Here is a 13457-nt window from a genome sequence, read left to right as displayed (position 1 = left end):
TTCATTGTTTATTTTTCAAACATAAATTCTACAGGAATATTAATTCGTTTTTGCCAAGAAGCTTCCGAATGGTTTTCTCCTTCAAATTTAAGACTTTTATAATTTTCTGTTGTATATCCTTTTGATTGTAACACTTCATCAACACGATATTCATACTTTAAATAACTAGCGTCAAGTGTTTCAGTTCCGTAATCGAAATAGATTTTATGATTTTTTGAATCGGGTAAATTTTGCTGCATATAAGTAAAGAAACTTTCAGGAATAGGATTGTTCTCAAAATCACGAAATCCAACCCAATGCGTTGATAGACAACTCGCTTTTCCAAATACATTTGGATATTCACAAATCGCATACATCGAAATCAATCCACCCATACTCGAACCCATAATTCCGGTATGTTCAGCATCCGTGTAGACAGAGTAATTTTGATCTATATAAGGTTTTAATTCTGTAACAATAAATTGAAGATAATTATCAGAATTTATCTTTTTGTCATCAAAAGGGAATTTTGCCTTTTTTACTTCTGTTTGAATTTGTTCTTGAATTTCTTTTGATAGTAATTGATAAGGTTTGTTTGGATATAAATCCATATGACGCAAGTTTGGAATGTTCCAAATGGCAACAACAATAATATCTTGAATTTTATTTTCAGAATTCAATTTTGAAACTACTTCATCAACCATCCATTCTTGTTTGTTCCAAGTTGAAGAGGCATCAAATAGCATTTGTCCGTCGTGCATATACAAAACGCTGTATTTTTTATCTTTAGAATAATTGGATGGTAACCAAACGTCAACAGTTCTCGGAACAATGAATTTTGTTGGAAAGCTATCAATTCGATTGATAATTCCTTCAACTTTTTCTTTGTTAATGATTTGGTGGCTTTCAATTTTGCTTTGGGCAAATGAAAATGTAGCGGTTAATAAGATTAAAAGTAGTTTTTTCATTTTACTTCAATTCTAAAATTAAAACTGATTTTCCTTCAATTTCAATATCATTTTTTAAATCAAATGATTTGTCAGTAAGGACATCTTTTCCTGAAGTATTATTCTTGATACTTTCTTTAAAGTGATTAATGTTTATTTTTTGTTTTTCAACACTATTATTTATTATGACCATTACACTTTCATTTTCACTATATCTGAAATAAACATAAACATTGTTTTCTGGAATGTAGTGTGTTGTTTTTCCTGTGTGAATTACTTCTTTGTTTTTTCTCCAATTAAAAAGTTTCTTAGTTACTGCATGATATTTTTCTTGTTCAGCAGTTCTTCCTTCTTTTGTAAACGCATTTTGTTTATGGTCAGACCATCCGCCAGGAAATTCTCGACGAATATCGCCATCACCAACATTTTTACTTCCAGTCATTCCAATTTCTGAACCATAATACAACTGAGGAATGCCTCGAATAGTAGCAATTAAAGCCATTGTAATTTTGTAATCTTCAAATTTTGGATAGACGAAATTGATACGTTGTGTATCATGATTTTCTGCAAAAACAAACATATTGTTGATGTTTGGATATAAGAAATCATTTGAAAAGGTGTCATAAAATTTGGTTACACCTTCATTCCAATTTTGCTTTTCTTCTTTCAAAACACCTTTTTCTAAAATGGTTTGCAACATAAAATCCATTATAGTAGGGCAATAAGAATTATAGCTTTGAATAGCTGCAATTTTACTGTCTTTTTGCCAATAAGAAATTTGTGCATGAGAATATAACCATGCTTCAGCAGCAATATTGAAATTTGGATATTCGTCAGTTACAGCTTTTGTCCAAAGAGCAATTGATTCCTTATCAGTGTAAGGATAAGTGTCTACTCTAAAACCATCAAGATTTGCATATTCAATCCACCAAATGGCATTTTGAATTAAATAGTTAAGCACTAATGGGTTTTTCTGATTCAAATCGGGCATTGATTTTACAAACCAACCACTTGTTGCTAAGTTTTTATCAGTTTCAGAGGCATTTGTATCGGAATGTGTTGTGGTTTTAAAATTGGTCTGCTTGAATCCTGGAAATTGATGAAACCAATCGTATGTTGGCATGTCTTTCATCATCCAATGGTTATAACTCCAGTGATTAGTTACATAATCCATGATTAATTTCATGTCGCGATTATGAAGTTCATTACTTAATTTTACATAGTCTTCATTTGTGCCAAATCGTGGATCAATTTTATAAACATCTGATTGACCATAAGTGTGATATGAGCCTCTTTCGTCATTATCTTCACAAAGTGGTGTTGGCCAAAGAGTTGTTGCACCTATATTTTTAATGTAATCTAAATTTTTAATCATCCCATCAATATCGCCACCATAACGACCATCAATTTTTGTTCTATCAGCTTTTTCAATTACCGATGGATGGCTGTCATTGTTTGGATTTCCATTTGCAAATCTATCAGGCATTAATAGATAAATCATATCAGAGCTATCGAAACTCTTTCTGAATTTAGAATTTTCCTTTCTCGATTTTAAAGAATAGTTTTGAGTAAACGACTTGTTTTTGTTTTTGAAAGTGAAAACTAAATCTTGAGCCGTTGTATTTTTTGTGTCGATGGTTACGAAAACGTAGTTAGGATTTTCGGTTTTTTGAATACCTTTAATGATAATTCCATTGGAAACGGAAACTTGATTTTCTGCGATATTTTTTCCGTAGAACATTATTTGAACATCAGAATGTTCCATATCACTCCACCAAAAAGGAGGTTCTACTCGTTCAACTTGAGCGAATGATAATGAAGTTACTAGAAAAAGAAGGAAGAATTTTTTCATTTTTTTTTATTTAAAAACCCTTTCAGAATCCAAAACTCTGAAAGGGTTAAATTAATCTTTTTATTCTAAACCGTTACTAAACTATTCGGCTCAACTAATACTTCTTTTCCATTCACGAAAACAGATATCTCTTTGCTTCCTTCTAATGAAAATTTAGTTTCATTTTGTTGCACTTCAACTTTTAAAATTTGATTTCTGAAGTTTATTTTGAACGAATAACCTTGCCATTGTGAAGGAATTTTTGGTTCAAAATGTAAAGTGTCATTCTTAACTCTCATTCCACCAAAACCTTCTACAATACTCATCCAAGTTCCAGCCATTGATGTGATGTGACAACCTTCTTCTACTTCTTTGTTGTAATCATCTAAATCTAAACGAGAAGTTCTTAAGTAGAAAGTGTATGCTTGTTCCATTCTATCAAGAGTTGCTGCTTGAATAGAGTGAACGCAAGGCGAAAGCGAACTTTCATGAACAGTAAATGGTTCATAAAAATCGAAATGTTTTTCTAATTGCTCTTTGGTAAAATGATCTTCAAAGAAATAAAAACCTTGTAATGTATCCGCTTGTTTTATGTATGGCGAACGCAAGATTCTATCCCAAGACCATTTTTGGTTAATTGGACGTTGACTCTTGTCTAAATCATGAACTTTTACCAATTCTTTATCTAAGAAACCATCTTGTTGTAAGTAAACATCATGTTCTTTTGAATATGGAAAATACATATTATCTGCAACCGCTTTCCAATGTGCGATTTCTGCATTATCCAAATTCACTTTACTCATAATTCGAGCATAATCTGATGTGTATTCTTTTTCTACTTTACTTATTTGTTCAATAGCATAATCAATACACCATTTGGCTAAATAATTAGTATAGAAATTATTATTCACATTATTTTCGTATTCATTCGGGCCTGTAACTCCTAAAATCACATATTGATTTCTGTAAGTAGAGTAGGTTGCTCTTTGGTGCCAAAAACGTGCAATTCCAATCAAAACTTCTAATCCTTTTTCAGGAATATAAGAGTAATCTCCAGTAAATCTAAAATAATTAAATATCGCAAAAGCAATCGCACCGTTTCTATGAATTTCTTCAAAAGTGATTTCCCATTCGTTATGACATTCTTCGCCATTCATGGTAACCATTGGATACAAGGCAGCTCCATTTTTGAAACCTAGTTTACCTGCATTTTCAATTGCTTTATCTAATTGATTGTATCTGTAAGTCAATAAATTTCTTGCAACTTGTTGGTCTTTGGTTGCCATATAAAAAGGAATGCAATAAGCTTCTGTATCCCAATAAGTAGAACCACCATATTTTTCACCTGTAAATCCTTTTGGACCAATATTTAAACGAGAATCTTTTCCTAAATAGGTTTGGTTTAATTGGAAAATATTGAAACGAATTCCTTGTTGCGCTTTTACATCACCATCAATAGTAATGTCGCTCATTTCCCAAATTTTTGACCAAGCTTGAATCTGATTTTCTTTCAAATTTGAATAACCAATTTTCAAACCTTCAGCAATAACATTTTGAGCAGCAACTTGTGTGTTTTCATGGTTTAATGAAACCGTATAACCACCTAATTTTTGAATTGTAGCAGTTTGTTCTTTAGCTACATTTATTTCATACGAAAATTGAACTTTTTCGTTGTTTTTTTCAATATTAATAGGTGAAGCATTTACGTTTGAACCATTCAACAGAATGGTATTTTGCATAAAAGTTGTTGCTGTAAAATGCGTTTTGAAAGTCCTAGCAGTTACAAATGCTTCATTATTTGAATGTTGAACGTTCAATGGTTCCCAGAATTTTTCTTCCCAGTTAGCATCTTCGTTGTGAACTCCGGCATCAATATAGGGTTTGTAAATAATTTTGGCATCACCATTTAATGGAGTAATCTCAAAATTAATCACACCTAGTTCGTCAATATCTAATGACAGAAAACGAGTTACTTTAACCGAAATTTCCAATCCGTTTTGCAGTGTAGCAGAGAAAAAACGATAATAAATACCTTCTTTCATATTCAACTCACGTTTAAAATTGGCAACAGTTTTGCATTTAGCCAAATCGAAAACTTCATTGTTTATTTCAATGTCAATTCCAATCCAATTTGGAGCATTTAATACTTTTGCAAAATATTCAGGGTATCCATTTTTCCACCAGCCCACTTTTGTTTTGTCAGGATAATAAATCCCTGCAATATAGCTTCCTTGAAATGTTTTGCCTGAATAGTATTCTTCAAAATTGGCACGTTGTCCCATAGCACCGTTTCCGATACTGAATAAACTTTCAGACGATTTTACTCTTTCTGCATCAAATCCTTCTTCAATGATGGACCAATTGTCTGCTTTGATATAATCTTGGTTCATTTTTATTTTAAGTTTAAAAGTTTAGAGGTCTAAAAGTCTAAAAGTTAATTCTTAAACTTTCAAAACATTTATTCTCTATGTTCTATTCTCTTTTTTCTAATTTATTAACGATTCTATAAAAGAAACATCAATAAATGTAAAATCTTTAAATATATATTTTGCTTCGTGTAATGTTGCTGCTTCTCCAATTCCAATGCTAGTCATATTTGCAATATTAGCGGCTTGAATTCCTGCAACTGAATCTTCAAAAACAATTGAATTCTCGTTGGTTGCGCCTAATTTTTTTGCAGCTTGAAGAAATACTTCTGGATCAGGTTTTGCATTGGAAACATCATTTCCATCAACGATTGCATCAAATAGATTTAGAATACCTGTTTTTTCTAAAATTGGTCTTGCATTTTTACTTGCAGAACCTAATGCAATTAGTTGATTTTTATCTTTTAAATAGTGCAATACAGGAAGTACACCTGGTAAAATTTCACTTTCATCAATATCTACCAAATAGGATAGATAATCTTCGTTTTTTTGAATAAGCCATTTGTTTTTGTCTTCTTGAGAAGCTTGAATTTCTCCAAGCTCTAAAATAATATCAAGAGAGCGAACACGGCTAACTCCTTTTAATTCTTCGTTGTGTTCGGGTGTAAATTCGATTCCTAGTTCTTGAGCTAATTTTTGCCACGCCAAAAAATGATATTTTGCTGTGTCAACAATTACTCCATCAAGGTCGAATATGAATGCTTTTTTGTTATTCATTTAAATTAATTTTCGATTCGTCATTAATTGTCAAAGCAATTATTCCGGCAAGAATCATTGATGCTCCTCCAATTAATAAAGCGTAAATCGGTTCACTATTAAAAAATCTGGATACTAAAAATCCTAAAATTGATGCGGCAACTAATTGAGGAATTACAATAAAAAAGTTAAAAACTCCCATGTAATATCCCATTTTACTGGAAGGTAATGAACCAGAAAGCATTGCATAGGGAATAGATAAAATACTTGCCCAAGCAATACCAACTCCAATCATTGGAAGCCATTCCATTGTGAAAACTGTTGGTTCAGAAATAAAATAAACAGAAATTAAACCTAATCCTCCGCAAACTAATGCAATGAAATGGGTGAATTTTCTACTTGTATATTTTGCTAATAATGGTAAAAGAAAAGCTGCTAGTGCTGCAATTAAATTATAATTTGCAAACATTTCGCCAACTTGATTTGCGCCAATGTTGTATGCTTCAGAAGTTGTATCTGTTGTTTTGTAAATGTGTTGTGTAACGGCAAGTGTCGTGTAAATCCACATTGAAAAAAGTGCAAACCATGAAAAGAATTGAACCCAAGCCAATTGTTTCATTATTTTAGGCATAAACTGAAAATCATTCATAATAGTAACAAAACCATTTTCAGTTTTACTAGCTTTTTGCATCAAGCCAGAAATTAACATAGCTATTCCGCCAAGACCAATTAGTCCAATAGAAAGAACGTATAAATCTTTTTTCAAGTCATAATTATAAATGGCAAAAGAGAATAATGCACTTATAACTAAAAATAATAATCCTTTACTTAAATGTGATTTACCATTAGCTAAAAACCATTCTTTTGAATGCGTTTCTTTTTGGTAAGTTTCTTTGTTATGGTTTTCAAAAGCTTCTAACTCTTCAGGTGAATATTCTTTAGAAGTTAAAACTGTCCATAAAACTGTAATTAGAAAAGCAATTCCACCAAAATAAAATGAATATTTAACTGAGTCAGGAATGATTCCCAATGGCGCTGTATTGCTTACTCCAAAATGAGTAAAAATTAATGGAAGTTTAGAAGCAAAGTAAGCACCAATTCCAATAAAGAAACTTTGCATAGCAAAACCTGTAGTTCTTTGTGAATCAGGTAAATTGTCACCTACAAATGCGCGAAAAGGTTCCATGGAAACATTTATTGACGCATCCATAATCCATAACATACCTGCCGCAAACCATAACATAGGAGAATTTGGCATTATAAACAAAGCAGCTGAAGCCAAAATTGCACCAGCAAGAAAATAAGGTTTTCTTCGGCCCAATTTAGTCCATGTTCTATCTGAAAAATATCCGATAATTGGCTGAATTATTAATCCAGTCATTGGAGCGGCAACCCAAAGAATTGGTATGTCATCAATTTCTGCACCAAGTGTTTGAAATATTCTACTTACATTAGAATTCTGAAGGGCAAAACCCATTTGTATCCCTAGAAATCCGAAACTCATGTTCCAAATTTGCCAGAAACTTAACTTACGCTTTTCCATTATCGTAATTTATTGATTAGAAATACGATAAGCGCGATGCTTATCAAAACTTATTTTTTGTTTTCGAAGTAAAAAGTATAAGCTTTGATTCGGTAAAGATATTTAAAAATTTCAGATTTCAGATTTCAGATTTCAGAAATTTGAATAAATGAGTAACGAAAACGTTTTTTTGTTGATAAAATTTTTGAAGTTATTTTGTAGATTCTCTCTCAACTAACTCGGTTTCAATCACTTCTGTCTTGTATTGTTCTTCGTAGTCTTCTTCTTCAATTTCAAGTTTTTCGAGAAGCATTCTTGCTGCTTTTTCACCCATTTTTACACCATTTTGACTAACAGTAGTAATGGAAGGTGAAGAATATTTAGAGATAATTCCATCGGTAAAACCAATTACAGAAATATCATTAGGAACTGATTTTCCTAATCGAGTTGCAACTTTAATTGCAGTTACTGCAAAAATTTCGTTTACTGCGAAAATTGCATCTAAATCATTGTTCAAAACTAAGTTTTCAATTTGAGCTTCAAAGTTGTCGGTATCTTCTATTTTAACAATTAAATTTTCATCCACTTTAAGATCATTAGTTTTTAAAGCTTTGATGTAACCTTCAGTTCTTAATTTTCCAACACTAACATAATCTACGGTTGTTAATAACGCAATTTTTTTAAATCCTTTATCGATTAAAAATTGAGTTGCGTTGAAAGCAGCTAAGTTGTCGTCAATAATTACTTTGTCGCAAAGAATGTCGTTTGTAATTCTATCAAACATTACTACTGGCATTCCTTGACTAATTACTTCTGTAATATGATGAAAATCTCTTTTTTGTTGGGTTTCTTTTGATAATGACATGATGAATCCGTCAATGCTTCCATTGGCTAACATTTCCATGTTAATTACCTCTTTATCAAATGATTCGTCAGAAAGACAAACGATTACATTGTAGCCATTTTCATTGGCAACATGTTCAACACCACTAATTACGGTAGCAAAAAAATGATGAATAATTTCAGGGATTATTATGCAAATAGTTTTAGATTTTCTATTCTTTAAACTTAAAGCAATATTGTTGGGTTTGTAATTGTATAATTTGGCAAAAGCTTGCACTTTTTGTCTTGTATCTTCACTGATTTCTGAGCTGTCTCTCAATGATTTTGAAACTGTTGAAATTGATACATCTAATTCCTTGGCAATTTGCTTTAAAGTGACTTTTCTTCTCATTATGTGATTTTGATAAATGTTTAATTTTCAATAAAGGTATATTTATTTTTTTATACTATCAATTTTGTAACAAAAAATATGAAATATTCAGAAAGTTTTCAACACGAAAACGTTTTCGGTGACATATAATTAAGGTGTCATTTTTTTATCTGAAAATTTATCTTAAATTTAACATTCGAAGTTAAAGTATAAGCAAAAAACAAATTTATTAACCTAAACAAAATGTATGAAAACAATTTATAAAAAGTTGTTATTTTTATTGCTAATGCTCCCATTAAGTGTTTTGGCTCAAACCACTGTGGAAGGAGTTGTTGTTGATTCAAAATCAAATCAACCGATTCCAGGAGTAAATGTAATTGTTCAAGGTACCCAAGTGGGTACATCAACTGATTTTGACGGTAAGTTTAAGTTAGCCAAAATTAAAAAAGGAGACAAATTGGTGTTCTCTTTTATTGGTTATAAAAACGAAACTGTTACATTCGATGGTCAAAAATCGATTACTGTTTCTATGACAGAAGAGGCTAACGTATTACAAGAAGTTGTAGTACAAGTTGGTTATGGTGCTGTTAAGAAAAAAGATGCTACAGGTGCTGTAGAAGTTTTAACAACAAAAGAAATGAACAAAGGTTATGTTTCTACTGTTGAAGGGCTTTTGAATGGTAGAGCTGCTGGAGTTGTAGTGACTCAAGGAGGTTCGCCAGGTGCAGGTGCGGCAATTAGAATTCGTGGAGAGTCATCTTTATATGCTAAAAATGATCCTTTAGTGGTTGTTGATGGCGTTCCAATTGAAAACGGTATTAATTCTATTAACCCAAATGATATAGAAACTATCTCTGTTTTAAAAGATGCTTCTTCAACGGCTATTTATGGTAACAGAGCTTCTGCTGGTGTAATTTTGATTACTACCAAAAAAGGAGCAAAAGGAGATTTGAGAGTTTCAGTTAATACTACACTTACAGTTAATACTCTTGCCAAAAAATTAGAAACTACTTCAGCTGCTGATTTTAGAGCATTTATGACAAACCCTGCCAATATAGCTCAATATAATATTGATCCAGCTAGAATTGCTAAAATGGGAACAGCTTCAACAAATTGGCAAGACGAAATTTTTTCTAACTCAGTTACATTAGATAACTTTGTTTCTATGAGAGGTGCATTGTTAGGGAAACTTCCTGCTTCTTTCTCTTATGGGCACTCCTATATACCAGGTATTTTAGAAACTTCAAAATACGACAGAACTACAACAGCTTTAAGATTAAATCCTTCTTTCTTGAAAGATCATTTAAAATTTGCTGTTAATGGTAACTTTACAGTTACTAAAAATCGTTATGCGGATGAAGGAGCAATTAAAGATGCTGTAACTTTTGATCCTACCCAACATGTAATGAATGGTAATCCATTAAATGGCGGTTATTTTGAATGGTATGATAATTCTGGTAATCCAAATTTTCAAGCAACAGATAATCCAGTAGCTAAATTACATCAAACTAACAATATAGATAAGTCTTATCGTTATTTAGGAAGTATTCAAGCAGATTATAAATTTCATTTCTTGCCTGAGTTAAAACTTTCTGGAATTGCTTCTATTGATAGAACTACTGGAGAAAAATCTTATTATTTAAGCAACCAAAGTATTGGTGGTCTTTATAATGGGACTGTTAATTTAGGTAATTCTTCTAATGGATGGTGGGTTAATTCTCAAAAATCATTAGAAGTTTATTTGAATTATGCTAAAAAGTTTGGTAAAATTAATGTAGATGTTACTGCGGGACATAGTTTTCAAAGTACTAGAAAGGAAAATTTTAACTCTGGAAATTTAAATGATCCAACTAATGTAATCAATTCTTTTGATTACTTTTTAAATCCTGTTATTAATATGGAATCTTATTTTGGTAGAGCAAATTTAGGATTTGATAGCAAATATTTATTAACTCTTAATTTAAGAAGAGATTCTTCAAACAGATTTGATCTTTCAAATAATACTGAGATTTTTCCAGGTGCAGCTTTTGCTTGGGTAGTTTCTAATGAAGGTTTCTTGAAAAATAGTAATTCTTTAACTAGCCTTAAGTTAAGAGCTGGTTGGGGACAAACAGGACAGCAAGATTTAGGATATGATTATTTCCCTTATTTGCCTAGTTATTTATCTTCAAATATCGGATCTTTTTATAATTTTGGAAATACTACTTATCAACCAGTTAGTGCATTATTCTATTCAGCATTACTTAAATGGGAAACAGTTACTTCAACAAACTTCGGTGTTGATTTTGAATTGTTTAAAAAAGTTAAAGGTAGTTTAGATTTATATCAAAAGGAAACTGAAGAATTGTTAGCAAAAGATGTTCCTTATCCAGATGGTGCGAACTTGTCAAATAATGGACCAAGAAATTTTGGTAACTTAAGAATTAGAGGTGTTGAGTTTAATTTGAATTCAGATATTGTTAAAAGTGATAACTTCAATTGGAATTTAAATTTCAATACAAACTATCAAAAAAGAGAAATTACTGCTACAGCTTTAGATGGAACTGATGCAGCTGGTATTGCTTGGGGTGATTTTGCGGGAGGTGTTGGAAATAAAATTCAGATACAATCAACAGGTCATGCTCCAAGTTCATTCTATGTGTATGAACAAGTTTATGGTACTGATGGTAAGCCACTAGAAGGAGTATTTGTTGATAGAAATAATGATGGTTTAGTAAATTCTAAAGATATGTATCATTATAAAAAACCTTACGCTGATTTTACTTTTGGTTTAATGTCAAATATGACTTATAAAAAATGGGATTTCTCAATGGCATGGAGAGCTAGTTTAGGAAACTATAACTATAATAATACAGATTCATCTCTTGGTTATTTACAAAAATCTACAAGCCAACTTACTCCATTAAATAACATTAATCCAAGTTTCTTTGATACTGGATTTGTTTATGAAGGAAATAATAGATATTTTTCTGATTATTATATTCAAGATGCGTCTTTCGTTAAATTGGATAATGTTTCTGTTGGATATAGCTTTAATGAGCCATTTGGTAAATCTACATCTGCCAAATTGTCTTTTGGAGTTCAAAATGCACTCACTATTACTAAATATAAAGGAATTGATCCTGAGATTTTTGGTGGTATTGATAATACAATCTATCCGAGAGCAAGAATGTATGTTATAGGATGTAATGTTAACTTTTAATAAAAAACGTTATGAAAAATAAATTTTTTAGTCTTTTATTCATAGTGGCAGTAGCTTCTATGTTTATGGTGTCTTGTTCTAAACAAATTGAAGAAACAGAACAAGATTCAGATTACTTTACTTCGGAAGTATTCTTCAAGGATGAAGCTGCTTATAAGCAATTTTTAGCCAAATTGTATATGGGATTGGCAACATCTGGTCAAGGAGGGCCTAATGGAGCTCCAGATATTGCTGGTATTGATGGTGGTTTTGGGCAGTATTTAAGAGCTTATTGGCAATTAAATGAGCTTACAACTGATGAGGCAATTATTGGTTGGGCAGATGGTAATTTACCTTCTTTAAATACTCATACTTGGGGTTCTAGTAATGAGTTTGTTTATGCTATGTTTTCACGTGGTATGTATCAAGTATCTTTGTGTAATGAATTCTTGCGTCAAACAACTGATGAGAAATTAAACAGCAGAAATGTTACAGCAGCAACTCGTGCTCAAATTGTTAATTTTAGAGCTGAAGCTCGTTTCTTAAGAGCATTTTAATATTGGAATTTAATGGATATGTTTGGAAATATTCCATTTACAACTGAAAACGATGCTGTAGGATATTTTCTTCCACAACAGAAAGATAGAAGCTTCATGTTTAGTTATATAGAGAGTGAATTAAATTCTATTGATGGAGATTTATTAGCTTCAGGTACTAATGAGTATGGTAGAATAGATAAAGTTGCTGGTAAAATGTTGTTAGCAAAATTGTATTTAAATGCTAAAGTATATATCAATCAAGATAAATTTGCTCAAGCTTCTACAGCTCTTGCATCTGTATTAAGTTCTACTTACTCAATTAATACTAGTTCTAGTTATGGAAAAGTATTTATGGCTGACAATGATACAAATGGTTCTCAAACGGAAATAATTTTTCCAATTCGTTTTGATGGCCTTGTTACACAAACTTGGGGAGGAACAACTTTTATTACACATGCTTCTGTAGGTGGTTCTATGAATCCATCAAGTTCAGGGATTAATGGTGGTTGGGCTGGTTTAAGAACTAGACCTGAACTTTATAATAAATTTGCTGGTGATCCAAGAGGAATGTTCTATACATCAGGACAATCTCTATTAATAGGTAATGTTGGTACATTTACAGATGGTTATGCTATACAAAAATACAAAAATATTAAATCAACTGGAGGTCAAGGATCTGATGCATCAGGAACTTTTGTAGATATTGATTTTCCTTTATTTAGATTAGGTGATGCTTACTTAATGTATGCTGAATTAGCTGCAAGAGGTCAAGGAAGTACTTCACAAGCTGCTACTTATGTTAATACTTTAAGAACGAGAGCTGGTGCTTCTGCTTCAATTGTTGCTGGAGATATTACTTTAGATTTTGTACTTGATGAAAGAGCACGTGAATTGTATTGGGAAGGTCATAGAAGACAAGATTTAATTCGTTTTGGTAAATTTACTGGATCAGCTTATAACTGGCAATGGAAAGGTGGAGTTCAAGCAGGAACAAGTATTGATGCCAAGTATAACGTTTTTCCAATTCCTTCACAAGCAATTGGTTCTAACCCAACATTACAACAAAATCCTGGTTATTAATTATAACAAAATATCCTCGGAAATAATTTACTATTTCCGAGGA

Annotated in this window: 9 protein-coding genes; 3 read left to right on the top strand and 6 right to left on the bottom strand. The window is 31.5% G+C overall.

Annotated features, from left to right (window positions below; genetic code table 11):
* Window positions 1–8: 8 nt before the first annotated feature.
* From ACYU7A_RS07315 to ACYU7A_RS07290, 6 genes are all read right to left on the bottom strand, one after another.
* A complete protein-coding gene (locus ACYU7A_RS07315; protein ID WP_460575377.1) occupies window positions 9–947 on the bottom strand; it encodes an alpha/beta hydrolase in 939 nt (312 codons plus the stop codon).
* A gap of 1 nt (window position 948) precedes the next feature.
* Window positions 949–2778: a glycoside hydrolase family 13 protein gene (locus tag ACYU7A_RS07310; protein ID WP_460575375.1), complete on the bottom strand. Its 1830-nt coding sequence runs from the start codon at window positions 2776–2778 to the stop codon at window positions 949–951.
* 65 nt (window positions 2779–2843) lie between these two features.
* Window positions 2844–5147: a glycoside hydrolase family 65 protein gene (locus ACYU7A_RS07305; protein ID WP_460575373.1), complete on the bottom strand. Its 2304-nt coding sequence runs from the start codon at window positions 5145–5147 to the stop codon at window positions 2844–2846.
* A 96-nt stretch (window positions 5148–5243) separates the two neighbouring features.
* Window positions 5244–5900 (bottom strand): beta-phosphoglucomutase, encoded by a 657-nt coding sequence (gene pgmB / locus ACYU7A_RS07300; RefSeq protein WP_460575371.1) that lies wholly within the window; start codon window positions 5898–5900, stop codon window positions 5244–5246.
* Window positions 5893–7422 carry an MFS transporter gene (locus tag ACYU7A_RS07295; protein WP_460575369.1) on the bottom strand — a complete coding sequence of 510 codons (1530 nt, stop codon included), beginning with the start codon at window positions 7420–7422 and terminating at the stop codon, window positions 5893–5895. Before ACYU7A_RS07295 ends, pgmB begins: the two co-directional genes overlap by 8 nt.
* 190 nt (window positions 7423–7612) lie before the next feature.
* Window positions 7613–8635 (bottom strand): LacI family DNA-binding transcriptional regulator, encoded by a 1023-nt coding sequence (locus ACYU7A_RS07290; protein ID WP_460575367.1) that lies wholly within the window; start codon window positions 8633–8635, stop codon window positions 7613–7615.
* A 226-nt stretch (window positions 8636–8861) separates the two neighbouring features.
* On the opposite strand from ACYU7A_RS07290, the gene ACYU7A_RS07285 reads away from it, so the two are divergent.
* Genes ACYU7A_RS07285 through ACYU7A_RS07275 form a run of 3 tightly spaced genes read left to right on the top strand, consistent with a single transcriptional unit; the run spans window position 8862 to window position 13414 of the window.
* Window positions 8862–11816 carry a SusC/RagA family TonB-linked outer membrane protein gene (locus ACYU7A_RS07285; protein ID WP_460575365.1) on the top strand — a complete coding sequence of 985 codons (2955 nt, stop codon included), beginning with the start codon at window positions 8862–8864 and terminating at the stop codon, window positions 11814–11816.
* A gap of 11 nt (window positions 11817–11827) precedes the next feature.
* On the top strand, window positions 11828–12352 hold the full coding sequence (locus ACYU7A_RS07280) for a hypothetical protein (RefSeq protein WP_460575363.1): 525 nt from the start codon (window positions 11828–11830) through the stop codon (window positions 12350–12352).
* 18 nt (window positions 12353–12370) lie between these two features.
* Entirely contained in the window at window positions 12371–13414 is a 1044-nt protein-coding gene (locus tag ACYU7A_RS07275; protein ID WP_460575361.1) for a RagB/SusD family nutrient uptake outer membrane protein, read from the top strand.
* The last annotated feature ends 43 nt before the right edge of the window (window positions 13415–13457 follow it).

This window comes from Flavobacterium koreense (genome assembly GCF_054776075.1).
The sequence above is the reverse complement of the archived record's forward strand: the minus strand, read 5'-3'. Positions and strand labels throughout refer to the sequence as shown.

What these genes read in the sequence shown, in the direction of transcription:
- ACYU7A_RS07315 (WP_460575377.1), bottom strand. Translation starts at nt 947, where the DNA reads ATGAAAAAACTACTTTTAATCTTATTAACCGCTACATTTTCATTTGCC.
- ACYU7A_RS07310 (WP_460575375.1), bottom strand. Translation starts at nt 2,778, where the DNA reads ATGAAAAAATTCTTCCTTCTTTTTCTAGTAACTTCATTATCATTCGCT.
- ACYU7A_RS07305 (WP_460575373.1), bottom strand. Translation starts at nt 5,147, where the DNA reads ATGAACCAAGATTATATCAAAGCAGACAATTGGTCCATCATTGAAGAA.
- pgmB (WP_460575371.1), bottom strand. Translation starts at nt 5,900, where the DNA reads ATGAATAACAAAAAAGCATTCATATTCGACCTTGATGGAGTAATTGTT.
- ACYU7A_RS07295 (WP_460575369.1), bottom strand. Translation starts at nt 7,422, where the DNA reads ATGGAAAAGCGTAAGTTAAGTTTCTGGCAAATTTGGAACATGAGTTTC.
- ACYU7A_RS07290 (WP_460575367.1), bottom strand. Translation starts at nt 8,635, where the DNA reads ATGAGAAGAAAAGTCACTTTAAAGCAAATTGCCAAGGAATTAGATGTA.
- ACYU7A_RS07285 (WP_460575365.1), top strand. Translation starts at nt 8,862, where the DNA reads ATGAAAACAATTTATAAAAAGTTGTTATTTTTATTGCTAATGCTCCCA.
- ACYU7A_RS07280 (WP_460575363.1), top strand. Translation starts at nt 11,828, where the DNA reads ATGAAAAATAAATTTTTTAGTCTTTTATTCATAGTGGCAGTAGCTTCT.
- ACYU7A_RS07275 (WP_460575361.1), top strand. Translation starts at nt 12,371, where the DNA reads ATGTTTGGAAATATTCCATTTACAACTGAAAACGATGCTGTAGGATAT.